25 protein-coding genes and 2 pseudogenes are annotated in these 25,331 nt (G+C 38.3%); 16 read left to right on the top strand and 11 right to left on the bottom strand.

The genetic code is table 11. The features are described 5' to 3' along the window. Positions 1-150: pseudogene (locus tag UC75_RS21895) on the bottom strand (hypothetical protein); the annotation flags it as partial. A gap of 101 nt (positions 151-251) precedes the next feature. Here UC75_RS21895 and UC75_RS14795 point away from each other — a divergent pair. The 3 genes from UC75_RS14795 (at position 252) to UC75_RS14785 (ending at position 2,986) form a co-directional block, all read left to right on the top strand. Beyond that, the gene (locus UC75_RS14795; protein WP_049838018.1) at positions 252-1,442 is read left to right on the top strand and encodes a cupin-like domain-containing protein; all 1,191 of its coding nucleotides are present in this window, start codon (positions 252-254) and stop codon (positions 1,440-1,442) included. An 85-nt stretch (positions 1,443-1,527) separates the two neighbouring features. Then, the gene (locus UC75_RS14790; RefSeq protein WP_034591634.1) at positions 1,528-2,337 is read left to right on the top strand and encodes a DUF6502 family protein; all 810 of its coding nucleotides are present in this window, start codon (positions 1,528-1,530) and stop codon (positions 2,335-2,337) included. Positions 2,338-2,353: 16 nt separating this feature from the next. Continuing rightward, positions 2,354-2,986, top strand: a complete 633-nt coding sequence (locus UC75_RS14785; protein WP_128825304.1) for a hypothetical protein — start codon at positions 2,354-2,356, stop codon at positions 2,984-2,986. A gap of 70 nt (positions 2,987-3,056) precedes the next feature. Here the strand turns inward: UC75_RS14785 and UC75_RS14780 are convergent, their stop codons facing one another. Next, entirely contained in the window at positions 3,057-3,437 is a 381-nt protein-coding gene (locus UC75_RS14780) for a winged helix-turn-helix transcriptional regulator (protein ID WP_013196976.1), read from the bottom strand. Between the two features lie 116 nt (positions 3,438-3,553). Here UC75_RS14780 and UC75_RS14775 point away from each other — a divergent pair, with 116 nt between their 5' ends. Next, positions 3,554-4,114 carry a flavodoxin family protein gene (locus UC75_RS14775; protein ID WP_049838016.1) on the top strand — a complete coding sequence of 187 codons (561 nt, stop codon included), beginning with the start codon at positions 3,554-3,556 and terminating at the stop codon, positions 4,112-4,114. Positions 4,115-4,151: 37 nt separating this feature from the next. On the opposite strand, the gene UC75_RS14770 is transcribed toward UC75_RS14775, so the two are convergent. The 6 genes from UC75_RS14770 to rpoD all read right to left on the bottom strand — a co-directional run bounded on the left by UC75_RS14770 (position 4,152) and on the right by rpoD (position 10,733). Further along, positions 4,152-5,537 (bottom strand): APC family permease, encoded by a 1,386-nt coding sequence (locus UC75_RS14770; RefSeq protein ID WP_013196978.1) that lies wholly within the window; start codon positions 5,535-5,537, stop codon positions 4,152-4,154. Positions 5,538-5,803: 266 nt separating this feature from the next. Further along, complete coding sequence (locus tag UC75_RS14765) at positions 5,804-6,988, bottom strand: iron-containing alcohol dehydrogenase (RefSeq protein ID WP_004789399.1); 1,185 nt, start codon at positions 6,986-6,988, stop codon at positions 5,804-5,806. Between the two features lies 1 nt (position 6,989). Further along, on the bottom strand, positions 6,990-7,523 hold the full coding sequence (locus UC75_RS14760) for a hypothetical protein (protein ID WP_004789401.1): 534 nt from the start codon (positions 7,521-7,523) through the stop codon (positions 6,990-6,992). Between the two features lie 81 nt (positions 7,524-7,604). Next, entirely contained in the window at positions 7,605-8,258 is a 654-nt protein-coding gene (gene lipB, locus UC75_RS14755) for a lipoyl(octanoyl) transferase LipB (RefSeq protein WP_004789403.1), read from the bottom strand. Positions 8,259-8,464: 206 nt separating this feature from the next. Then, positions 8,465-8,752, bottom strand: a complete 288-nt coding sequence (locus UC75_RS14750; RefSeq protein ID WP_002116017.1) for a YbeD family protein — start codon at positions 8,750-8,752, stop codon at positions 8,465-8,467. A gap of 97 nt (positions 8,753-8,849) precedes the next feature. Next, positions 8,850-10,733, bottom strand: coding sequence for an RNA polymerase sigma factor RpoD (rpoD, locus tag UC75_RS14745; protein WP_005310050.1), 1,884 nt, complete (start codon positions 10,731-10,733; stop codon positions 8,850-8,852). A gap of 359 nt (positions 10,734-11,092) precedes the next feature. On the opposite strand from rpoD, the gene UC75_RS14740 reads away from it, so the two are divergent. The 3 genes from UC75_RS14740 (at position 11,093) to UC75_RS14730 (ending at position 13,247) form a co-directional block, all read left to right on the top strand. Next, a complete protein-coding gene (locus UC75_RS14740; RefSeq protein ID WP_002116495.1) occupies positions 11,093-11,299 on the top strand; it encodes a PA3496 family putative envelope integrity protein in 207 nt (68 codons plus the stop codon). A gap of 74 nt (positions 11,300-11,373) precedes the next feature. Continuing rightward, positions 11,374-11,898, top strand: a complete 525-nt coding sequence (locus UC75_RS14735; RefSeq protein WP_004789407.1) for a YecA family protein — start codon at positions 11,374-11,376, stop codon at positions 11,896-11,898. Positions 11,899-12,125: 227 nt separating this feature from the next. Then, complete coding sequence (locus tag UC75_RS14730; RefSeq protein WP_049838015.1) at positions 12,126-13,247, top strand: hypothetical protein; 1,122 nt, start codon at positions 12,126-12,128, stop codon at positions 13,245-13,247. A gap of 61 nt (positions 13,248-13,308) precedes the next feature. Here the strand turns inward: UC75_RS14730 and UC75_RS14725 are convergent, their stop codons facing one another. Beyond that, on the bottom strand, positions 13,309-14,241 hold the full coding sequence (locus UC75_RS14725; RefSeq protein WP_049838014.1) for a rhodanese-related sulfurtransferase: 933 nt from the start codon (positions 14,239-14,241) through the stop codon (positions 13,309-13,311). A gap of 111 nt (positions 14,242-14,352) precedes the next feature. Here UC75_RS14725 and UC75_RS14720 point away from each other — a divergent pair, with 111 nt between their 5' ends. Continuing rightward, a complete protein-coding gene (locus UC75_RS14720; RefSeq protein ID WP_005310058.1) occupies positions 14,353-14,838 on the top strand; it encodes a DUF1289 domain-containing protein in 486 nt (161 codons plus the stop codon). 80 nt (positions 14,839-14,918) lie between these two features. Here UC75_RS14720 and gltA read toward each other — a convergent pair whose 3' ends face one another. Together gltA and UC75_RS22570 are read right to left on the bottom strand one after the other, a co-directional pair. Beyond that, complete coding sequence (gene gltA, locus UC75_RS14715; RefSeq protein WP_004789414.1) at positions 14,919-16,193, bottom strand: citrate synthase; 1,275 nt, start codon at positions 16,191-16,193, stop codon at positions 14,919-14,921. A gap of 364 nt (positions 16,194-16,557) precedes the next feature. Beyond that, a pseudogene (locus UC75_RS22570) lies at positions 16,558-16,638 on the bottom strand (hypothetical protein); the annotation flags it as partial. Positions 16,639-17,135: 497 nt separating this feature from the next. Between UC75_RS22570 and sdhC the strand changes: the two are divergent. The 8 genes from sdhC to UC75_RS21890 all read left to right on the top strand — a co-directional run. Further along, positions 17,136-17,537 (top strand): succinate dehydrogenase, cytochrome b556 subunit, encoded by a 402-nt coding sequence (gene sdhC / locus UC75_RS14710; RefSeq protein ID WP_081399112.1) that lies wholly within the window; start codon positions 17,136-17,138, stop codon positions 17,535-17,537. Further along, positions 17,537-17,902 carry a succinate dehydrogenase, hydrophobic membrane anchor protein gene (gene sdhD, locus UC75_RS14705; protein ID WP_003655454.1) on the top strand — a complete coding sequence of 122 codons (366 nt, stop codon included), beginning with the start codon at positions 17,537-17,539 and terminating at the stop codon, positions 17,900-17,902. Before sdhC ends, sdhD begins: the two co-directional genes overlap by 1 nt. A 12-nt stretch (positions 17,903-17,914) precedes the next feature. Beyond that, positions 17,915-19,750, top strand: a complete 1,836-nt coding sequence (sdhA, locus tag UC75_RS14700) for a succinate dehydrogenase flavoprotein subunit (protein ID WP_013196983.1) — start codon at positions 17,915-17,917, stop codon at positions 19,748-19,750. A 14-nt stretch (positions 19,751-19,764) separates the two neighbouring features. Next, positions 19,765-20,475, top strand: coding sequence for a succinate dehydrogenase iron-sulfur subunit (locus UC75_RS14695; RefSeq protein ID WP_003655458.1), 711 nt, complete (start codon positions 19,765-19,767; stop codon positions 20,473-20,475). Between the two features lie 283 nt (positions 20,476-20,758). After that, positions 20,759-20,887, top strand: coding sequence for a hypothetical protein (locus UC75_RS14690; RefSeq protein WP_002116082.1), 129 nt, complete (start codon positions 20,759-20,761; stop codon positions 20,885-20,887). Positions 20,888-21,044: 157 nt separating this feature from the next. Continuing rightward, the gene (locus UC75_RS14685) at positions 21,045-23,885 is read left to right on the top strand and encodes a 2-oxoglutarate dehydrogenase E1 component (protein WP_004789422.1); all 2,841 of its coding nucleotides are present in this window, start codon (positions 21,045-21,047) and stop codon (positions 23,883-23,885) included. Then, positions 23,885-25,075, top strand: a complete 1,191-nt coding sequence (gene odhB / locus UC75_RS14680) for a 2-oxoglutarate dehydrogenase complex dihydrolipoyllysine-residue succinyltransferase (protein WP_005310070.1) — start codon at positions 23,885-23,887, stop codon at positions 25,073-25,075. The genes UC75_RS14685 and odhB overlap by 1 nt, the downstream gene beginning before the upstream one ends. 61 nt (positions 25,076-25,136) lie before the next feature. Further along, the coding region (locus UC75_RS21890) for an FAD-dependent oxidoreductase (protein WP_228137406.1) at positions 25,137-25,331 on the top strand (195 nt) is incomplete at its 3' end.

Below are 25,331 nucleotides of genomic sequence, written 5' to 3'. Positions count from 1 at the left end.
TGTTGGTGTTGGTGTTGGTGTTGGTGTTGGTGTTGGTGTCGGTGTTGGTGTCGGTGTTGGTGTCGGTGTTGAATCATTATCGTCAGACCCACACCCACTCAAAGCTATAAAAATCAAAGCAATGCTGCTTCCTTTTACTATGTTATTCATCACATGAACCCTTTTTTTATTAAAAATGTGAAAATTTAACATTTTTAAAATAGATCAATTATAATGCAGTTGTAAAGATCAAATTTGAAAAAAGGTTCAACATGGCAGCTTATAATCAAATTGAAATATTCGAACAAAGCCAAAAATGGTTTGACCAGTTGCCATTAGAATGGAAAAACTGGCTTGAAGAAAATTTAGAAAAAGGGTGTGGAATTGAACAGTTAGTCGATGTATTAAAAGCAAATGGATTTGAGCCAAGATTTGAAATGAATGATTTGAAATTTCAGACTTTATCGGATCATGATCAAGAGTGGATAATTGAACAAGTTTTAAATAAGGTCACGTCTGCGGAAATAGTAAAAATATTAATAGAGCAGGGGCATGATGGTTTAAAAGTAAAAGAGTATTTAAATAATTTAGAAAATAATCAGTTATATAAAATTTTGAAGAAAAAGCATCATCAACTTAAAAAACGTGAATGGCTAATAGAAACTGTAGATCAATTGGCACAGCTAAACTCTGGCTATAGTGAAGAAATTCCTTCAATTACTGCTCCACAGTTCTCTGGTTTTATAAAGGATTACTATAGTCAACATCGCCCTGTGATTTTAAAAGAAGGAATAGAACATTGGCCAGCTTTGCATAAATGGTCTCCGCAATATTTTGCTTCTAAATTTGGCCATCATTCAGTTGAAGTTCAGATGAATAGAAATTTAGATGAACAGTTTGAAAGACATTCTCCATTACTAAAACAGAAAATGAAGATGTCTGAGTTTGTATCAAAAGTTATGGCAGTTGATGCTAGTAATGATTTTTATATGACTGCAAATAATGCGACTAACAGCCATCAGATGCTTCAAGAACTATTTTTAGATATAGGTGATTTTGCAGAAGGTTATTGTGACTTGGCTCTAAAAGATGAGCGTAGTTTTTTATGGTTTGGACCTAAAGGAACATTTACGCCATTACATCATGATTTAACGAATAATATGTTAGTTCAAATTTATGGGCGCAAAAAAGTAACTTTAATTCCTGCCTTGCAAGTTCCTCATCTATATAACGATCATTGGGTGTTTAGCGAATTAAGTAATGCAAATAAAATTGATTTTGAAAAATATCCTTTAGCAAGATCAATCACTCCAGTGGAATGTATTTTGAATGCTGGGGAAGCTTTGTTTATCCCAATTGGTTGGTGGCATAGTGTAGAAAGTTTGGATGTCTCAATCAGTATTTCTTTTACCCATTTTAATGCGCCAAATCATTATGTTGATCGGTTTCCAAAAGAGGTCTAAGAATGAAAATTGCATCTTAAACCGTTCAGTGTGACAATTGCTCGGCCCATACTGTTTTTCAAATATGAAGGAAAATTGTTACCCTATGACCACACTCCAAACGAACAATGCAGAACTTAATCAGAAGCAGGTATTAATGTTAATGGAATACCTGACGCAATGGTTAATTCGTTCAGGAGTGGGATATAACGACTTTGTGACTGCTTTGAAACCTGTTTTCTATCAACAGGCTTTAACTGAGCTAGAGCGTATAGAACAAAAGCCAACTGATTCAGCGGTCAGTTTACTTTCAGGGTTACATCGCAAAGATGTGAATGCATTTAAAAAGGCGATGCAGGCTGGGCAGCCTTTAACAGAAGCAAAAGTAGCAGAGCCAGTAAGTGTTCCTGCTCGGGTGATTGGCTTGTGGCTTGCAGAGGGATTGGCAGAAAAAATTCCTTTTATTAGCGAAGATCAGATTAGCTTTGAAAGTTTGGTAAAGAAAGTTTCAACCGAAAAACACCCAAGATCTATTTTGAACGAACTTGAGCGTCTGAACATTGTGAAAGAACAAGATGGCCTTGTGGTGTTGCAGCAGCGTAGTTTTATGCCTGATGTTGAGCAATTCGAGGTTCGAAAATTATTAACGAATAACTTAGAGGCACATTTAGCTGCCGGAGTTCATAATTTATTTCAGCCAGAGAAAGAACCCTATTTAGAACAAGCAATTTTTGCTGATGAACTAACAGATGAATCGATTACTTTACTCAAAGAAGCAAGTTTACGCTTGTGGGAAGATCTATCATTACAAGTACTCAAGTTAGCCATTGAACGTTGTGCACTCGATGAAGGAAAAGAGGGTGCAACCAAAACTTTCCGTTTCGGAGCTTATCAATATGATGAAAATAACTTATAAAAAATTAATAATATCCATGAGTTTCATTTTGATGGGTGGTCTTTTGACTGCTTGCGGAGAGGATTTATTCGCAGGTGGTGCCAGTTTAGGTGGATCGGGAAATCCGACTAAACCCGGTAAACCAGGTGATTATGAAACACCTGCCGATGGTGAGAAAGGTGATTCAAAAGATAATGAAATTTGGTTACCCGCACCTGTTGAAGATGACTGTAATGGCTTGCATCGTAAATTACAATTCTTAAATAATGTAACGCGTGAACCCATCGAAAAAGAAACGGTTTTTAAATATGCACAGCAGTTAACTCTAAACGGGACTCTGGCTTTGCAGATTACTCAAACTAATAAGGGATTAGAGAAAATACAAGAACAACAACCTGCATGTTATGTACCTTTAGAACTCTATTTATTTGGTAATACTAAACGTTCTTATCCAGAAAATGAGTGTAAAGAGACTCAAACTTACGAATATCAGCCTAATGAAACCAAAACTTTCATTGTCAATTATCCTGCATTTGAAGTCATGAATGGTACTTGGAAATATGGTCTAGAAAGTACCTATTTCAAAAATGAGCAGGAGTTAAAACAATGCGAACCGTTAACTATTCAATTTAAAATAAGTGCGCCACCTGAATCGATTAAAATTAATTAAGTTGAGCTGCCTTAAAGCTAAGAACAAAGCTTAACCGTAAGATTCAATAAAATTTTAAAGGATTTATGGGTTAAGCTTGCTCTAGCACTTTTTCATCATAAGTCATTTGAGCTGCTAAAACTTGCTCAATATTGGTTTCGGCCCATTCCTTCAATTGGAATGCCATTGAAGCTACATTTTGCCCTAAAGCAGTAAGTGAGTAATCAACACGAATTGGGGATGTATTTTGAATTTTACGCTCAATAAAACCATCTCTCTCTAACATTTTTAACTTCTGTGATAAGACCTTAGGGGAGATACCTTGAATATTCTTTTTGAGCAAATTGAAGTGCTGAGTTTCTTCCTCAAGAACATTTAAAATCAATAAAACCCATTTATCTGCAATTTTTTCAAAAAATAAACGAGCAGGGCAATGTTGTTGAAAAATATTATATTTTAGACATTCATTCATACCATTTACCTATAATTTCTTGAAAAATTACCCTAGTTACCAACTAGTAACTAATTGACACCTAGTTTCTAAAATATATCATAAAGTGGAATTTAATAAAACAAAGGTTTGCTCCCATGTCTAACACTAATATCGCGGTTGTATATTTCTCTGGTTATGGTCACACTAAAGTCGTGGCTGAAACGTTTGCAAACGAAATTAATGCTCAGCTCATCCAAATTGATCAAGAGGGAAATATTACTGATCAAGATTGGCAGACATTAAATGATGCGAAGGGGATTGTTTTTGGTGCACCTACTTATATGGGTACAGCGCCATGGCAGTTTAAAAAGTTTGCTGATGCAACTTCAAAAGTGTGGTTTACACGTGGTTGGCAAGATAAAGTATTTGCAGGTTTTACAAACAGCGCGAGCTTAAATGGTGATAAGCAAGTAACTCTTATTCAACTGCAAACTTTAGCATCACAGCATGGTGGCATTTGGGTGAGTCTTGGTTTATCACCAGCAAATACGAAAGCTGCAACACGCGAAGATGTAAACAACTTAGGCGGTTCGGTAGGGCTTTTAGTTCAATCGCCTTCGGATGCAAGTGTGGAAGAAGTTCCGACAGGTGATCTTGAAACAGCAAAACTTTATGCTCAACGTGTACAAGGTATTGTAAATAAAATTTTTGGTTAATTTGACCATAAAAAAGGCGCTTTAAGCGCCTTTTTTATTACTCATGTTCATTATGCTGTGGAGCATTATATTTAAAGCCTTTGGTTTTATAGGCTAAATAACCTACACCAATAACGGCCCAAGCTAAGCCAATTTGTAAGGCAAGCTTATCAATCTCTAACCACATCATAAACACACTGGCAAAACCAAGCGTTGGTATAGCAATATAATTAATGATGTCTTTAAGCGTTTTATTCTTGCCATCTCTTAATGCATAGCGAGAAACTACAGAGAAATTAACAAAACTAAAAGCAGTTAAAGCACCAAAACTAATCAAGTTAACAATATGTTCAAGATCTAAAAAGCCAGCAGATAAAGCAACCACACCAACAATAAGGATGTTGTAAGTTGGAGTATGCAATTTTGGACTGATATGACCAAATAATTTCTTGTTGATAACTCCATCTCGTCCCATCACATACATTAAGCGTGATACACCCGCATGTGCAGAAATACCTGATGCCATCACAGCGACTACAGCAAAATATAAAACCAAAGTTTTAAACATCAAACTACCAATCGCAGCGACCATCACAGGTTGTGATTCATCTAAAGGATTGAAGTAAGTGTTTGGGTTGCTTGGGAAATATAATTGGATGAAGTAAGTACTTACAATGAAAATAATACCTGCAAGTAATGCTGTAGAAAAAATAGCTTTTGGTAGCGTTTTTTCTGCATCTTTTGTTTCTTCAGCAAGAGACGATAAAGCATCAAATCCGGTAAAAGAGAAGCAGAGTACAGTCGCGCCAGCAATTAAAGAACTGACAGATGTCATATCGTTCCAAAAAGGAGTTAATGACCACAATGCCGCTTTATCTGGATTTAAAGTTCCATCTGCATATACACCTTGAGTAAGTAAGATATATACTTGATAAACAAAATAAAAAATTACGCCAAGCTGAATAACAACAATCGTACTGTTAAAACGTGCAACGAACCGTGCACCAAATAAATTAATAACAGTCATAAGCGTTGTTAAACCAATCACCCATAACCAGTTATTTACTTCTGGAAAAAGAGCTCTTAGATAAATATCTGCCAAGATAATATTAACAAGCGGTGACAGTAGATAGTCTAACCAAGAAGACCAACCCACCATAAAGCCAACATTAGGGTGAATTGATTTTTGAGCGTACGTATAGGCCGACCCAGAAGAAGGGTAGCGCTTAATCATATGCCCATAACTGATCGATGTTAATAAGATTGCGACTAATGCAAAAATGTAGGAAGTTGGTACATGACCACCACTTCGTTCTGATACTAAACCAAAAGTATCAAATAACGTTAATGGCTGAATGTAAGCTAAACCAATAATAACAATATGCCAAAGTACAAGATTCTTTTGAAGCTTGCCTGTTGGTTTAGTCCCAGATAAATTTGTCAACGGCGTTATCCTCATAATCGTTGATCAAGGATCAGCTTGGTGTTAAGGATCGTTTGAGACGAACGATCCCCCCTACAGAAAAAGATAAAGTGCGCCAATCTATCCTAAATTGATATAAATTGTCAGTACTTTCATCTATTTTTTAGCAATTTTTTTGCCATATGTTTCAAATAAAATAATCAATAAAAAGGCTTAGTGATAAAAAAGGTCTGATTCAATATATAAATCAGACCTTTATGGAATTTCTTGGAGTTTAACTTATCGAATTACCAAGCTTTTTCTAAGATATCTCGGATATCTTTTAAGCTTGCTTCTTTCGGGTTGTAAATAATTGAGCCATCATTTAGTGCTTTTTCTGCAACTTCATCAAGCTGTGCTTCAGTTACTTTACCTGTTTCACGTAGAGTGCGTGGTAACTTTGTTAAAGTAAATAGGCGATCACGCATTGCTAAGATAGTTGTAATTGCTCTATCTGCACGCTGGGTTGCAGGCGTTTGTGCATAAATATCTGCACCAGCAAGTGGTAATAGCAACTCACCAATTTTCTGACCATTTACTTGTTTATTATATTCAAGTACATAAGGTAAGAATAAATTCATGCATAGACCGTGGGGTAGGTGAGCAACAGCACCTAAAGCATGTCCTAAAGAGTGAACTAAGCCGACCATTGAATTAGAAAATGCAATACCCGCCATTGTAGAAGCTTGAGCTAACTCTAAACGGCCTTGTGAGTCATTTGGGTTTTCTAAGACATTAAAGAGATTTTCACTAATCTTTTTAATTCCGGCACTTGCATAAGCATCGCTCAATGGATTGGCAGCCATACATGTATAGGCTTCAACACAATGCGTTAATGCATCCATACCAGTCATTGCAGTTAAATGAGGCGGTAATGTAAGCGTCATGCGCGGATCCAAAATCGCTGCATGTGGCATTAAATAATAAGAAGCAAATGCTAACTTAACATTCTTTTGAGTATCTGAAACCACGGCAACCATTGTTACTTCAGAACCAGTACCAGAAGTTGTTGGAATCACAAAAAATGGTTTTAATGGTTTCGGTAAGTTATGAGCACCTGCATATTGCAATAAGTCATTTCCACCTTCAGAAACTAAAATATTAGTTGCTTTAGAAGTATCTATAACTGAGCCACCACCTACAGCAATGATCGCATCACATTTGTTTGCACGATAAGCTTCTGCTGCAAGACGAACGACCTCTAAACTCGAGTCGGGTGGAACATCATCAAAAACATGGCCAATGACAGCATCAGTTGTACTAAATGCAGCTTCAATCGGATTTAATAAGCCATTTGCGCGTACACCCTTATCTGTAATGATAAGAGGGCGTTTTGCACCCAAAGTTGCAAGCTCAAACGGAATATGTTCTAGCGCAGCATTACCAGCAATGACTTTTACAGGACAAAAGAATTCGTAATATGGTTTGGCCATGTTATGCGCTCCGCTTGAAATAGGACTTGGCTACTTTTAGGTAAATATTTGCAGCCTCGTTGAATTTTTCTTTTAGGCTAAGTTCGGTTGGGTATTCTTTGACTGCTAGTGAAGCAACCAATTTAGGTAAAATAAGAGCTTCCATTTTATTTAGGCAGCGTACTAAGCGGATAGCAGCAGATACATCACCATCGGCAATCATTCGGTCATTGGCAAATGCTTGAGCAGTACTTTCTTGAAAAGAAAACACCAAAAAGGCATGAGTGACGTGTTTGAATGTAATCGTTAAGTCTGGTTTTCTTTCAGCTCTTTGAAGTAGTTCTAACTGTTTGTCTTCTGTCACTCGAGCAAAAAATGCTGGTCCATTCGGGAAAACATTCATTGAAAGTACAAAGTGAACAGGAAATTTAGATACTTCCTCTTGTATTTCAGTGTCCACTTGACTTGCCATGACCAAGCCACGACCAATAACATCCATCATGAGCTTAACGTAGGCAAGTTGCAGAGTCGGCTTTACCGCTTTTGTCGAAATCACTCGCGTATCCCTTGTTAAAATTATGCGAAAGCAAATTTAGAGTAATTACTCTAATCCATTTTTATTTCATCGCAAAGCGATTTATTCATATTTGACTTTAGGGTCATTAAAGTACCCAGTACTATTAATATACTCAATAAAGTCCTGACAAAGTTGACCAAATGATGGATAAGGAGTCACTAAATCTTGTATACGTACCATTTCTAAGCCTGCATAGCCGCAAGGATTGATGGTCTGGAATCCATCTAATGCGCAGTCTAAGTTTAATGCTAATCCATGATAACTTCGGCCACGACGAATTTTAAAACCTAAAGAACCAATCTTACGACCATCTACATATACCCCAGGTGCATCGGGTTTGGCATAAGCTTCAATTCCATATTTTTTTAAAACATCTATCATAAATTGTTCAGCAAAACTGACCAATGTACGTACGTTCCATTTTAACCGATTAAGATCAAACATGAAGTAAGCAACCAGTTGACCTGGTCCATGCCAAGTCACTTGCCCGCCACGATCAGTTTGTACGACTGGAATATTTGATGAAATTAGGATGTGTTCTGGTTTACCAGCTTGACCTTGTGTTAAGACATTATGATGTTGAAGTAACCATAACTCATCAGGCGTATCTTGATCACGCTCGTTTGTTAAGAGTTTCATGGTTTCGAACTTGCTTTGATAATCTTGTAAATCGTTCCATTGGCGAATGATCAAGTTGGGTTTATCAAGGCTCATCACAATATCTTCCTATAAGTTGGTTTCTGCGGCACCCAGTTAATATCTGCAAGATAGAAGCCGAAAACCCTGTAATTTTAAAGGATTTTATAATAGGGTTTCTAAATATTTGTATTGTTTTTTCACTGTTTGATAGCTTAAAAATTTCTCAAAAAAAATACCACAGTAAGAGTGTCTGACTGTGGTATTGATTGAAGAACTTAAAATTAAAGCGCAGTTCTAATCTGCGGGCAAGCAGCCAAGTCAGCATAAAGTGCATGAACTTGTTCTAATTCTTCAAAGCGCAATTGTGCTGTTAAAGAATGATACTTGCCGGTGCGAGATTCTTGAACTTTTAATGTTGAGTGGTCGAAGTCTGGGAAATGTTTCACCAAAATGTCGACTACAGCAACACGTAATTCTTCACCCGCATCGCCAATAAGTTTAATTGGATAATCCATCGGAAATACCCAAAGATGTTCTTGTAGTTCGCGAGATGGAGTGCGGTCTAACATAAGTTACCTCATGATTTGAAACGCCTGCATTATCGCAGGCGTTTATAGCTCTTTCTATTAAATGGGGCTTGATTTTGAAATTTCAAGCCTTCAAAACTTAGTCATTTTCCAAGAAAGAACGTAAGTGTTCAGAACGAGAAGGGTGGCGTAATTTACGCAATGCTTTCGCTTCAATCTGACGAATACGTTCACGTGTTACGTCAAACTGCTTGCCCACTTCTTCTAGTGTGTGATCGGTTGGCATATCAATACCAAAACGCATCTTCAATACTTTTGCTTCACGTTCAGTTAAGTTTTCCAATACTTCGCGTGTTGCTTCTTTTAAGCCTTCTGAAGTCGCAGCATCAATTGGAGAAGTGATGTTTTGATCTTCAATGAAATCACCAAGATGCGAATCTTCATCATCACCAATAGGTGTTTCCATTGAAATTGGTTCTTTGGCAATCTTAAGTACCTTACGAACCTTGACTTCGTCCATTTCTAAACGTTCACCTAATTCTTCAGGTGTTGGTTCACGCCCCATTTCTTGTAACAATTGACGAGATACACGGTTGATCTTGTTAATCGTTTCAATCATATGTACTGGAATACGAATTGTACGAGCCTGATCGGCAATCGAACGGGTAATCGCCTGACGAATCCACCAAGTTGCATAAGTCGAGAATTTATAACCACGACGATATTCAAACTTGTCTACCGCTTTCATCAAACCAATGTTCCCTTCTTGAATCAAGTCAAGGAACTGTAAACCACGGTTGGTATATTTCTTCGCAATCGAAATTACCAAACGAAGGTTGGCTTCTACCATTTCTTTCTTAGCACGGCGTGCTTTCGCTTCGCCAATCGCCATACGCTTAGAAATATCTTTAATTTCAGCAACGCTTAAACTAAGTTCTTTCTCAATATCTGCAATTTTTTGCTGGAATGCTAAAACATCCGGACGAACTTTTTCTAAATGCGCCTTGATTTCAGCAGGAGCTTTAGCAATCTGTTCATCTAACCAAGCTGGATTAGATTCTTGCTTAGGGAAAGATGTACGGAATTGAGTACGGTCCATACGGCCACGACGTACTGCATAACGCATGATTTCACGTTCATTGGCACGAATTTGTTCATGTGTGCCACGAATCATTTCAGAAATGATATCGAATAAACGTGGTGTAAATTTAAACATCATGAACACAGTAGCTAACGCTTCTAAAGCTTCGTCTGCTTCAGGGCTGTTACGGCCATGTTTCTCAATAATACCTTTTGTTTTAGTCCATGCAGACTCAAGTTCATTAAAACGAATCTTTGCAACTTCAGGATCTGGACCAGACTCACCTTCAGAATCATCGTCGCTTTCTGACTCTTCATCTTCTTCGTCATCGTCAAGCTTAACTTCTTTTGCTGGTGTAGCTGGCGCATCATCTTCTTCAAGTTCTGTTTCTTCTTCTAGAACTTCAGGAATATCTTCGTCAGTTTCCGGGTCAAGATAGCCAGATAAAATATCGGCAAGGCGACGTTCGCCAGTCAAGAAATCATTATATTCTTTTAATACAACTTCAACAGCATTTGGCCAGTACGCAATTGAGTTAAGGACATCACGGATCCCTTCTTCAATACGTTTTGCAATGCTGATTTCACCTTCACGGGTTAACAGTTCCACTGTACCCATTTCACGCATGTACATACGTACAGGATCTGTCGTACGTCCAGGCTCATTTTCAACCGATGCAAGTACGGCAGCAGCTTCTTCTTCAGCAACTTCATCGGCTGTGTCAGTTGACTCACCGAACATGGTATCGTCAGATTCAGGTGCACGCTCGTGTACAGGAATACCAACGTCTTGAAGCATTTGAATAATGTCTTCAATCTGTTCGCTTTCAGTAATCGAGTCCGGCAGATGATCGTTAACCTCAGCGTAAGTTAAGTAACCTTGTTCTTTGCCTCGGCTAATCAGAGCCGCTACTTGAGAAGTAGGGGAATGCATATCGCTCATCTTTGCTTACTCTTCGTTGAATCTGTGGCAGTGAAAAACCGTGCATGATAGCACAATTTGCTTGAAATGTTTTGGGTTTGATCGGTAACCGTTAAATAAAAAATATCTTTGAATTCACGTCTGTTTTTTGAATATTGGGCTAAAATCATTTTTTTCAAGCTTAAATCATCGAAAAGATCATAGAATTTTTTTCTTGATCAAAAAAATAGTTGAGTTTTATAAATACACAATTTTTCGGGCGAAAAAAAGTACAAATATGCAGTTTAATGAAAAAAATATAAATAAAACTTGACATGATTCTGTAAGAGAGATAAATAGCGCCTAGACCCATTCACATTTTTTCATTAGAGGTAGTTTTAGTGTCTTCTACAGATTTTGAACTAGATGATAACTACGGTGATGATGATGATGTCGGTTTTGATGAGTCATCAGGCAAAATCACTGCGAAAGAATCATTAGAAAAACGTAGATTAATTGATGATCTATTGGCTCAACGCCGTTTAGAGCGTGAGTTGAAAGATTTTGATTATGATTTAGACGATGATGATCTTGATGATGAAGACTAATCAAATCTGAATAGGGCATCGTCAGCTTAAATGCTATGCTATCGTAGATTTCTTTTTTATAGTCAGGTAACACAATGAGTGCGTTAGATTTAGACCAATTAAGTGAATATCTAGATGGAGACCACAATGAGTATGGTCTAGATTTCGCTGCAACTCATGGTTTTCTGTGTGCAATTGCAGTAGGCCCTCAGTTTGACCGTTGGTTAGATGAGCTGTTTGATAATAACCATAAAAAGGTTCCTGCTGAAATTATTCAGCAAATCAAGGCGTGGTTAGAGTCAATTCGACAAGACTTAGCAAATGAGAATGGAATTGTATTTCCATTTGAAATTGAAGAAGCTGACGTTGAATCTAGCTTAGGCGACTGGAGTGTGGGATTTGTTGATGCAATGTTCTTAAATGAAGAGGCATGGTTTGCCCCTGAACATGAAGAACAATTAATTGATTTAACTTTACCAATGATGGTATTTAGTGGAATTGATGAAGAAGATCCGCAGATGGAATCTTTCCGTCGCAATGGACAGTTAATGGATGAACTGGCAGAAGAAATTCCAGATAATTTGAATGAATTATACTTGATGTATCATACTCCAAATTAATTTATTAGAAGAAATAATAAATAACGTCCTTTCTAGGGCGTTTTTTATTACCTGAATTTTTTAATAGGTAATTGAGTATAATAATATTTTTACATTAATTTTATTTATATATAATATTTATTGTTATTTTAAAAATTGTGCTTTTAATAGAGTTTAATTTACCTATCATCATGTATTAGTCCATGATCGATATAAAAATCTTTAGTGTTATAACAATGCGATTTAATATGAATATAATTTGTAAAATTAGTGGCTTGCTCTCAGTAATATTGCTTACAGCTTGTGGTGGTGAAAATAGTAACAGTGTTAGTGAAGCGAAAACTTCACAATCTAATCAAAATGAAGTTACTTATAAATTAATCTCTGGTACAGCATTTTCAACTTCTGCTTTGAATGGTGCAAATGTAACAGCAATTTGTAAAGATGGAATCGGTTTTAAAAATACTGTAAATGTTAATACCCAAGGTAAATGGCAAGGTGAAGTAGACAATAGTAAGTTTCCTTGTCGTTTACAGGTAAAAGCTAATGGACAAAGCTACTATAGTTATGTTGAGCGTGAGGGTAATGTAAATATTAATCCGCTTACGGATATGGTCGTTGCGTATGCCAGTAACCAAGTTCCTGCAACGTGGTATCAATCTGGAACCATGGCTACAGAAAAGTTAAATTCTGCAAATTCTGCTTTGGTAACTGAACTTATTAAAAAGGGGTACGGTGTTAATAATGATGTGGATCTATTTAATGCTGAGATGAAAGTAAATAGCCCTATTCATCAAGCTATTCAAGAGTTGTTGGAAGCTATTAAGAATAATGAAAACATTAAAGACTATGATGCACTGTTAATGTTAATTAAAGATGGAAATTTATCTCAATTACCTAAGAAAGTTGATATTTTGAATAACTCAATACCAATGATTTTTAATTTTAATACGAATGCCTGTCAAATGCTTCCTGCATTAGAGAATATGCAGCAATACAATAAATGTTCAGATAAGGTTATTAATAATTTCATTGAAAGTAATTTGGTGGCTGCCGACTCAGATGAAAAGTGTGTTTTGGTAAAACAAGGTAATAAAGTGAGTTTAACCAAAGGGAATCAAACAGTATCAGCATTATTAGATCAAGAACAAGAAGATGGCATGAGCTTTACTTTTGATGAGGGTGAGTTAGAGATTGTAGATATTGTAATTAATACAGGACCTTATACAGATATTAATACCTATAGTCAGATTGGATTAGACTTTTCTAATGATGGGAAGTTAAGAGCTGTTGTTGGGAAATCTCCAACTGTTGCACCAATGAATTGTGTAAGTATGGAGTTTAAGAAAATTATGGAGCAGTATAAATAATATTGATTTTTAATAGATTCACTAGGTGGAAGAGGAGGATCATTTGATCCTCCTCTTTTTATTACAAGCGTTTACGCTTTGCAGCTGCAATTTGCGACTGGCGCATACGGAAGCCAGCTTTTTGTTTTTCAGTTGTCTTGTCGATGCAATACACACATGAAACACCATGTTCATAACTTGTTAAAGCTGACTCTTCTGGAGTTAATGGCCAACCACAAGCGTGACATTTAATATTTACGCCTTCCTCGACGCCATGAGTTACAGCAGTACGTCCGTCAAATACGAAACATTCGCCTTCCCATAAACTTTCATCGGCAGGGGTTTCTTCTAGGTATTTAAGAATACCGCCTTTGAGGTGATAAACCTCTTGGAAGCCTTCTTGAAGAAGTAAAGATGTTGATTTTTCACAGCGAATACCGCCTGTACAGAACATCGCAATTTTTTTGTCTTTATGTTGCTCTAGCTCTTTTTTGACATATTCTGGGAATTCGCGGAATGTCTCAGTTTTCGGGTCGATTGCACCTTTGAAAGTACCCGCCTTATATTCATAGTCATTACGCGTGTCGATTAAAATTACATCATCACGTGCAATTAAATCATTCCATTCTTTTGGATCAAGGTAGTGGCCCACTAAGTCGCGGGGTTTAACCTCAACACCTAAAGTCACAATTTCTTCTTTAAGTTTAATTTTCATTTTACGGAAAGGTTTGTCAGAGCTATGGGATTCTTTGTATTCCATAGAAGCAAAACCTTCATTAAGCAAAAATTGATAGAGACTATCAATTGCTACACGATCGCCCGCAACAGTACCATTAATTCCTTCACCTGCTACAATCAGAGTTCCACACAGGTTAATTGTTTTCACTAAGTCTAATAGACGTTGCTGAAGATCTGCAGGATCTTGAACTTCTTTAAATTGATATAGTGCTGCAACAACCCAACCTGCGGTCGCTTGCTGTTCTACAGGTGCAAGCTGTTCTACAGTAGCGTTCATGGAAAACTCCAAATGTATTAAGATATAAATTTAAGGCGCATATTTTAGCGCGAAAATGTGTAATAAGCGAGAAAACCATAAAAAGTATATGGTTTATTTAAGGAGTTTGTTTTGAGTAATGATCATCGAATGCTCTCTCTCACCCCATGTGCAGGGCGTTGTTCAACAGTTTTTGGTGATCAGGTTTGCCGTGGTTGTCGCCGTTTTAACCATGAAGTGATTCAATGGAATACGTATACAGCAGAGCAACGCTTGGCTGTGTGGAAGCGCTTAGATGATCAGTTGAATCAAATTCTAGTACCTATGTTGCCTCATGCAAACTTGCAGCATGTAGAAGGATTTATTTTAAGTAAGCGTGTTCGGTTGATGGAAGGGGCGAGTAAAGGCCGCAAGCTTTATCATGCTTTGAAAATATGTGAAAAAAATAAGCATCTGGCAACAGAAAGTGGTTTGGGTATTTCAGAGCCTCAAGTCAAAACAATATGGGTTGAATTTGAAAGACGTGTTCTAGCTTTGGCTAAAGCGAGTTATGAGTTGGCTTGGTTAAGAGCTGATGGAATTAGTCATCATTTATTAAGTGTATTTGATGAAGAATAAGTTTTTAAATTGAATTGAAAATACCACAATAAAAAAGCTGCCAGAAGGCAGCTTTTTTATCATTAATTTTCTTTCGAATATTAACGTTTGATGTCGCGCTGAGTCGGGCCAGTGTAAAGCTGACGAGGACGACCGATTTTGTATGGTGCGCTGTGCATTTCTAACCAGTGGCTGATCCAACCTACTGTACGTGCAAGAGCAAAGATTACTGTAAACATTTCTGTTGGGATACCAATCGCTTTAAGGATGATACCTGAGTAGAAGTCTACGTTAGGGTAAAGTTTACGTTCAACAAAGTACGGGTCGTTCAATGCAATACGTTCAAGTTCCATAGCAAGCGCTAATTGAGGATCATTGATATTTAATGCTTCAAGAACTTCGTCACAAGTTTGTTTCATGACTTTAGCACGTGGGTCGAAGTTTTTGTACACACGGTGACCGAAGCCCATGAGTTTAACTTCTTTACGTTTTACTTTTTCCATGAACTCAGCAACGTTTTCTACACTGCCGATTTCATCAAGCATCTTAAGAACAGCTTCGTTTGCACCACCGTGAGCAGGTCCCCAAAGCGCAGAAATACCTGAAGAGATACATGCGTATGGGTTTGCACCAGTAGAACCAGCAAGACGTACTGTAGATGTCGAAGCATTTTGTTCGTGATCAGCGTGAAGCGTGAAGATACGATCCATTGCACGAGCAAGAACAGGATTTACTTTGTAATCACGGTCAGCAGGAGTAGCAAACATCATGTGTAAGAAGTTTTCCGCGTAATTTAAGTCATTACGTGGATAGATGAATGGTTGACCTACTGTGTATTTGTAACTCCAAGCAGCAAGCGTTGGAATTTTTGCAATTAGACGAATCGCAGTGATTTCACGGTGATTGATGTCTTCAATGTCAAGGTTGTTGTGATAGAACGCAGATAATGCACCAACAACACCAACCATGATCGCCATAGGATGAGCATCACGACGGAAACCATTGAAGAAACGGCTAACTTGGTCGTGAACCATAGTGTGAGCACGAACTTTGGCATCAAATTCTGTTTTTTGTTCAGCAGTTGGGAGCTCGCCATTTAATAATAAATAACAAGTTTCAAGATAGTCTGCTTGAGTTGCTAACTGGTCGATTGGGTAACCGCGGTGTAATAAAATACCTTTGTCACCATCAATGAACGTAATTTTAGACTCGCATGCAGCTGTCGCCATAAAACCAGGATCGAAAGTAAAATGACCTTCTTTCAATATGCTGCTGACATCAATTACATCTGGACCTAAAGTGCCACTGTAGATTGGTAAACCAATTTCTTTGCCATCAAGATGTAATACGGCTTTTTTGCCATTTGCTTCAGACATTCAATAGATCTCCTGTCCTGGTGAATGTTGATCTGACTCGAAATCCTAATGTTCTCATGTGCGAATCAGACGGTGTCAAAATTTGCTATAAGATTAGTGAGTACTGAAATTTTGTCAATTATACTTATGGATAAAAAATAACGTTCTCACAGAGAGTTAGTCATCAAGACCCGAGCAAAAAAGTCAGTAAAATCACTGCATCGGGATGGTATAATAAGTCAATTCAACAACAACGTGCAGAAAAAAAATGAAGTATGAGTACAATTGTAAGCAAATTTTTAAATTAAGATGAGGAATGGTAAGTCGGTAGAAAATGCCAATCCAATTAAAAAAATCATAAAACTCATGGTGTAATTTAAAATTTCTAATCAAAAAAAACTCTATTTTTATTTAGTTGTAACAAAGAATGTTGATGTTTTTTTAAGTTTAATTGTATAAAAAATAGCTAATTGAACAGCTTTAAAATAATTAAAAATTTTATTTTCAATAAAAATTGCTTTCTCAAATGTATTTTAGATTGACTGATTTGTATTGAATTCAACTAACTTCACTTAGTTGAATTGTAGCTTTTATTGAAAATATGAGCAGTTACTAACATTTTTCTATTTATATGATGAATTTATAACTTTATCTTTAGTCTAAAATTTGCTTATTTAAAAGAAATTTCAGAAAAAATGAAATTAAATAAAAAGTTATTTTAAACAATAACATGATGAAACTCTGCATGCCATTTTAATAGGGTTAATAGGGTGATATCATTGTTAATGATTCTTATTTAATTGTTTTTTGCTTAAATGGGAAAGTGGATTGTTTGTATTTTGATACTTCGCGTTTTATAATTCAGTGTCGTTTATAGGTTAGGCATGAGCTGTGCTTGCCTAACAATGCCAGCTTTCCTTGGAATTAATTCAACAAACTCCGGTCGGAGTTTCTACCTACAGGATGCCCGCTGTGAAAAGCAACAGACCTGTCAATTTGTCCATGGGTCAGGTGTTAGCGGTAAATTTACGCTCACCCGTGGCTATTGCATCAATTTTACACCGTTTATCAGGTGTCATCGTTTTCTTATTAGTACCAGTTCTATTATGGATTTTAGATAAATCATTATCTTCACCAGAAGGATTTGACTACGTTAAAAATGTCGTGTTTGGAAATATCCTTGTACGTTTTATCGTTTGGGTATTTGTAGCCGGCTTGTTATTCCACTTTATTGCTGGAGTAAAGCACTTACTTGCAGATTTAGGTTTTGCTGAAGAACTGCAAAGTGGTCGTATAGCAGCGACAATTTCATTGATCTTATCTGTGGTAGCTATTATCGCAGCCTTTATATGGATTATGTTCTAATGAAAAGTGCTACAGGTTTAACTGGTTCAGGTTCTCGTGATTGGTTTATCCAGCGTGTAAGTGCGGTTGTACTTGCAGCCTATACTGTTGTTCTTTTGGGTTGGATTCTCTGTAAAGGTGGATTTGACTATCAACAATGGGCTGGTTTCATGATGACATTACCAATGAAGATTTTCTCTTTATTGGCAATTTTATCGCTTATCGCACACGCATGGATTGGTATGTGGCAAGTTTTTACTGACTATGTCACTACTCGTCAAATGGGTCCTTCAGCGAAAGGTTTACGCCTTGTACTGACGACGGCTGTCATTATTGCAGTGTTTGTGTACGCAATCTGGGGTATCCAGATTTTCTGGGCGAATTGATAGGAAGACATCATGGGCGCGATAACCCCTAAAGAAGATTATTCAAATATTCAAAACCTCACTTTCGATGCAGTTATCGTTGGTGGTGGTGGTTCTGGTATGCGTGCATCTTACCAACTTGCTCAAGCAGGTTTGAAAGTTGCAGTACTCACTAAAGTTTTCCCGACACGTTCGCACACTGTAGCTGCTCAAGGCGGTATCGGTGCGTCGTTAGGTAATATGCAAGAAGATAACTGGCATTTCCATTTTTACGATACAGTAAAAGGTTCTGACTGGTTAGGTGACCAAGACGCAATTGAATTTATGTGTCGTGAAGCACCAAAAGTTGTGTATGAACTTGAACACATGGGTATGCCGTTTGACCGTAACGCTGATGGTACAATTTACCAACGTCCGTTCGGTGGTCACTCTGCGAACTATGGTGATAAACCAGTTCCACGTGCTTGTGCTGCTGCGGACCGTACAGGTCATGCATTATTGCACACGCTTTATCAAAGCAACGTGAAAATGGGTACTCAATTCTTCGTTGAGTGGATCGCTCTTGATTTGATTCGTAACGAAGCTGGTGATGTTCTTGGTGTAACAGCAATTGACCAAGAAACTGGTAACATTTCAGTATTCCAAGCAAAAGCGACATTATTTGCTACTGGTGGTGCTGGTCGTGTTTACCGTGCATCAACAAATGCTTATATCAACACTGGTGACGGTCTTGGTATGGCTGCTCGTGCTGGTATTCCATTACAAGATATGGAATTCTGGCAATTCCACCCAACGGGTGTTGCGGGCGCTGGTGTATTGTTGACTGAAGGTTGTCGTGGTGAAGGAGCAATCCTTCGTAATAAAGACGGCGAACCGTTCATGGAACGTTATGCACCGACTTTAAAAGACTTGGCTCCACGTGACTTCGTTTCACGTTCTATGGACCAAGAGATTAAAGAAGGTCGTGGTTGTGGTCCAAAAGGTGATTATATCTTACTTGATATGACTCACTTGGGTGCTGATACAATCATGAAGCGTTTACCATCTGTATTTGAGATTGGTAAAAAATTCGCGAACGTTGACATTACAAAAGAAGCGATTCCTGTAGTACCAACAATCCATTATCAAATGGGTGGTATTCCTACGAATATGCATGGTCAAGTGTGCTTACCTGAAGCGGGTACAGACAACTACACTAAACCTGTAAAAGGTTTCTATGCAATTGGCGAATGTTCTTGTGTATCAGTACATGGTGCAAACCGTTTAGGTACTAACTCACTTCTTGACTTGGTTGTATTTGGTAAGGCTGCTGGTGAGCACATTATCGATTACGTAACTAAGCATCATGGTGATGAATATGCGCCACTTCCAACAAACGTATTAGAGCAAACTTTGGATCGCGTACGTAAGTTGGATGACTCAACTTCTGGTGAAAATGCTCAAGAAGTTGCTGATGCAATTCGTGATATCGTTCAAGATCACGCTGGTGTATTCCGTACTCAAGCATTGCTTGATAAGGGTGTAAAAGAGATCCTTGCTCTTGAGCCACGTGTACGTAATATCCACTTAAAAGATAAATCTAGAGTATTTAACACTGCACGTGTTGAAGCGCTTGAAGTTGAAAACTTGTATGAAGTTGCAAAAGCAACTCTGATTTCAGCTGCTGCGCGTAAAGAGTGTCGTGGTGCGCATACTGTAGTTGATTATGAATTACCAGCTGATCACCCAACTTATTCATACGGTCGCCGTGATGATGAGTGGATGAAACATACGTTATGGTATTCATCAGATAACCGTTTGGAATATAAGCCAGTGCGCTTCAAACCGTTGACTGTTGATGCAATTCCGCCAGCACCACGTACATTCTAATCGGGAGTATAAAGATGAGTAGAGGTACTCGTACATTCGAAATCTACCGCTATGATCCTGATAAGGATAAAGCGCCGTACATGCAAACTTTTAAGCTTGAATTGACTGACAAGCACCGTATGTTGCTTGATGCATTGCTTGCATTGAAAGTTCAAGACGAAACGTTAACATTCCGTCGCTCTTGCCGTGAAGGTATTTGTGGTTCGGATGGTGTGAATATCAATGGTAAAAATGGTTTAGCTTGTTTAGAAAACCTAAATGATTTACCAGAGAAAATCGTAATTCGTCCATTACCAGGTTTGCCGGTAGTTAAAGATTTGGTTGTTGATATGAACCAATTCTATGATCAATATGACAAGATTCAGCCATTTTTGATCAATAACCAACCAGCTCCACCTAAAGAGCGTTTACAATCTCCTGAAGAGCGTGAACACTTAAACGGTTTATATGAATGTATTCTTTGTGCATGTTGTTCAACTTCATGCCCATCATTCTGGTGGAACCCTGACAAGTTCTTGGGTCCTTCAGCATTGTTGAATGCATACCGTTTTATTATTGATTCTCGTGATACTGCTACTGCAGACCGTTTGTCTCGTCTTGACGATCCATTCAGTTTGTTCCGTTGTAAAGGTATCATGAACTGTGTGTCAGTATGTCCTAAAGGTCTAAACCCTACAAAAGCAATCGGTCATATCCGTAATATGCTATTAGATCAAGCGGGTTAATTCTGCACAAATAGAGAACGCACATCCTTGATGTGCGTTTTTTTTTAACTTTATAATGTAAACTTTAGACTTTGGTCGAAAAAGATGAGGTTTTTATATATTACACCATATATTAAAAGATAAAATCGCATATGTATTTCGCCAATTTATAGGTGGTATGTGTCAAAAAAATCAATCGTTCGTTAAGAACATGATACGATTTGCCACAAAGTTATAGGTGAAAAAAGCGTATACTAGTGAAATTAATTTAAGTAGCACAATCTTAGATCTGTGCTTAATTTTTATGGTTAAAGTCATTTTAGAAAAGTTAATTTTAAAGTTAATTTTTCTAAAAAGATTTGCAAAAAATTGCTCGGTTTTAATCGAGTATAAGGTGAGTGATGATGCCATTGAGGGTGTTGTGATTCATTAATTACCTATGGAGTTTCCTCTCTAGGTAGTATGACGCCCCATGGTCTTAAAGACCTGTTGGGTAAGTAATGCCTTTTTTACCAATTTGGCATTATGCATCATGGGTGTGCTTAAAAGGCAGCCTGTAATATTTTTTGCAATAGGAAATGGGTCCACAAATGCAAGAAGTTGCTGACGCATTGCGTCTTGACACTGAACTTTCCGCTGATAGTGCAGCGTATATTGAAGAACTTTACGAGCAGTACCTGTCTTCCCCAACCTCTGTAGCTGAGGACTGGCGCCAATATTTCGATAAATATCCAAAGGGTGACCAACCACACGGCGCTGTGCGTGAGCAATTCCTATTACTAGGACGTAATGCTAATCGTGTTCAACCTGTTGTACAAAGTACGGTAAGTACTGAGCATGAACGTCGTCAAATTGGCGTTTTACAACTTATTGCTGCTTATCGTAATCGCGGACATCAAAAAGCTAAGTTAGATCCATTAGGTCTTGCTAAGCGTGAAGAGATTCCAGATTTAGAGCTTTCAGCTCACGGTTTAACCAAATCAGATCTAGACACAGTATTCAATACCGGTAATCTTGAGATCGGTAAGAGCGAAGCGACGCTTGCTGAAATGATTGAAGCAATGGAAGCAATCTATTGTGGTTCAATCGGTGTTGAATATATGCATATCGTGGACACAAAAGAAAAGCGTTGGATTCAACAACGTCTTGAAAGTGTTCGTGGTCAGCTTAATTTTACAAATGATCAAAAGAAAGGGTTCCTGGAGCGTTTAACCGCTGCAGAAGGACTTGAAAAATACCTAGGCAATAAATACGTTGGTGCTAAGCGCTTTGGTGTAGAAGGTGGTGAATCTTTTATTCCTATGGTGAATGAAATCATTCAACGTGCTGGTGCTGTTGGTTGTAAAGAAGTTGTTATTGGTATGCCACACCGTGGCCGTTTAAACCTTCTTGTTAATATTATGGGTAAAAACCCTGCAGACTTGTTTGGCGAGTTTGAAGGTAAAGCTATTCATAAGAAAGGTTCTGGCGACGTTAAATACCATCAAGGTTTCTCAAGTAATGTAATGACTCCTGGTGGCGAAGTTCACTTGGCATTAGCATTTAACCCATCTCACTTGGAAATCGTTGGTCCTGTAGTTGAAGGTTCTGTGCGTGCACGTCAAGTGCGTCGTAGAGACATCGGCGGTGATGATGTATTACCAGTGATTGTTCATGGTGATGCTGCATTTGCAGGTCAAGGTGTGAACATGGAAACCTTCCAGATGTCACAAACTCGTGGCTATACGGTTGGTGGTACAGTACACATTATCGTGAACAACCAAGTTGGTTTTACAACTTCTGATCCACGGGATGCGCGTTCTACTGAATATTGTACTGACGTTGCAAAAATGATTCAGACGCCAATTTTCCATGTGAATGGCGATGATCCTGAAGCAGTAATCTTTGCTACTCAATTAGCACATGATTTCCGTCACGAATTCCGTAAAGACGTAGTACTTGACTTGTTCTGTTACCGTCGTCGTGGTCATAACGAAGCAGATGAGCCGTCTGGTACACAGCCATTGATGTATCAAGTGATTGCTAAAAAAGCAACAACTCGTACACTCTATGCAGATCAACTTGTTCAAAACAAAGTAATTGATCGTGCTGAAGCAGACCAAATGGTTGAAGATTACCGTGCAGATTTAGAAGCCGGAAACCATGTAGCAAATGCTTTGGTGCTTGAACCAAATACAAAAATGTTTGTTGATTGGACACCTTATTTGGGTCATGACTATACAGACGATTGGGATACTTCATTTGACTTAAATCGCTTAAAAGAATTAGGCGAGGGCATGAGCAAGCTTCCGGAAGGATTTGTTATGCAGCGTCAAGTGCAAAAAGTAATTGAAGATCGTGTGAAAATGCAAACTGGTGAAACTGCATTGAACTGGGGTGCTGCTGAAACTTTAGCTTACGCAACCTTGATCGATGAAGATTACCTTGTTCGTATTACTGGTGAAGACGTTGGGCGTGGTACATTCTCGCACCGTCATGCAAAATTGCATAATCAGGTAGATGGCTCAACGTATATTCCGCTTTGTCACGTTAAAGAAAACCAGCCTCGTTTTGCAATTTACGATTCTTTATTATCTGAAGAAGCTGTTCTTGCATTTGAATATGGTTACGCAACTACAATTCCTAAGAGCTTAATTATTTGGGAAGCACAATTTGGTGACTTCGTAAACTGTGCTCAGGTTGTAATTGACCAGTTCATTGCTTCTGGCGAGACTAAGTGGGAACGAGTTTGTGGTTTAACAATGTTGTTACCACACGGTTTCGAAGGTCAAGGTCCAGAGCATTCATCAGCTCGTTTAGAACGTTTCTTACAGTTATGTGCTGAAGATAACATGCAAGTGATCACTCCAACGACACCTGCACAGATTTTCCATGCATTACGTCGTCAAGCTGTACGCCCAATTCGTAAGCCATTGATCGTAATGTCACCGAAATCTTTACTTCGTCATAAACTTGCTACTTCTACTTTAGAAGAGCTTGCAAATGGTTCATTCCAAACTGTAATTGATGAAATCGACCAAATTAACAAGTCAGATGTAACTCGTCTTGTACTTTGTGGTGGTAAAGTTTATTACGACTTACTCGAAAAACGTCGTGAACAAAACTTAACTAACGTCGCAATTGTACGTATTGAACAGTTATATCCATACCCAGAACAACGTCTTGCGGAAATCTTAGCTGCATATCCAAACGTGAAAGAACTTGTTTGGGCACAAGAAGAACCGAAGAACCAAGGCGCTTGGTTATTTATCGCACCGCGTTTATACGACGATATCTTAAAATCTGGCAAACAAATCCGTATCAGTTTTGCAGGTCGTGAAGCTTCTGCTGCACCAGCTTGTGGCTCACCGTACTTGCATGCAAAACAACAAGCTCAGCTAATTAATGATGCATTGGCAATCGAAGCTGAACAATCAGGAGATTCTCAATAATGGCAACCGAAATTAAAGCACCGGTATTCCCAGAGTCTGTTGCAGATGGAACCATCGCAACTTGGCACAAAAAGGTGGGTGAACCTGTATCACGTGACGAAGTGATCTGTGATATTGAAACCGACAAAGTTGTTTTAGAAGTGGTTGCTCCTGCAGATGGTAGCTTAGTTGCAATCATTAAAGGTGAAGGCGATACAGTTCTTTCTGACGAAGTGATTGCTCAGTTTGAAGCTGGTGCTGGTGCAGCCGCTGCTCCTGCGGTAGAGCAAGCAGTTGCTCAAACTCAAGCTGGTGCAGCTCCTGTTGTTGAGCGCACTGAAGCTGTATCTGGTCAAGCTCCTGCAGTTCGTAAAGCTTTGTCTGAAACTGGTATTGCTGCTGCTGACGTACAAGGTACTGGTCGCGGTGGTCGTATCACTAAAGAAGATGTAGCAAACCATCAAGCTAAACCAGCTGCTAACGTTACTCCGTTAAGCGTAGCTGTTGGTGAGCGCATCGAAAAACGCGTTCCAATGACTCGTTTACGTAAGCGTGTAGCTGAGCGTCTTCTTTCTGCAACTCAAGAAACTGCAATGTTAACTACATTTAACGAAGTTAACATGAAGCCAATCATGGAATTGCGTAAGCAATATAAAGATGCGTTTGAAAAACGCCATGGCGCTCGTTTGGGCTTCATGTCATTCTTTGTTAAAGCTGTAACTGAAGCACTTAAACGCTATCCTGCGGTAAATGCGTCAATTGATGGCGACGATATTGTTTATCACGGTTACTATGACATCGGTGTTGCTGTATCTTCTGATCGTGGTCTTGTTGTACCAGTATTACGTGATACTGATCGTATGAGCTACGCAGAAGTTGAAGCAGGTATTGGTGCGTATGCTGCTAAAGCACGTGACGGTAAATTATCTATCGAAGAAATGACTGGTGGTACTTTCACTATTACTAACGGTGGTACTTTCGGTTCATTACTTTCAACTCCAATTTTGAATCAGCCGCAAACTGGTATCTTGGGTATGCACAAAATCCAAGAGCGTCCTATGGCTGTAAATGGTCAAGTTGAAATCTTGCCAATGATGTATTTAGCGCTTTCTTATGACCACCGTATGATCGATGGTAAAGAAGCAGTAGGTTTCTTGGTAGCAATCAAAGAATTGTTAGAAGAGCCAGCTAAACTCATCCTTGATCTTTAATTTCTTCGAATAATATTACCGAGATAGAGTGATCCTCTATCTCGGACCATGGAGATAAACAATGTCTCAACAATTTGATCTTGTTGTTATTGGCGGTGGTCCTGGTGGTTATGAAGCTGCAATTCGTGCTGCTCAACTAGGTTTTAAAGTCGCTTGTATCGAAAAACGTATTCACAACGGTAAGCCATCTTTAGGTGGTACATGCTTAAACGTAGGTTGTATCCCTTCTAAAGCATTACTTGACTCTTCACATCGT

Origin of the sequence: Acinetobacter sp. V2 (assembly GCF_001188385.1) — a bacterium.
Classification (GTDB): domain Bacteria; phylum Pseudomonadota; class Gammaproteobacteria; order Pseudomonadales; family Moraxellaceae; genus Acinetobacter; species Acinetobacter oleivorans.
This window is presented reverse-complemented; position numbering and strand designations above follow the sequence as displayed.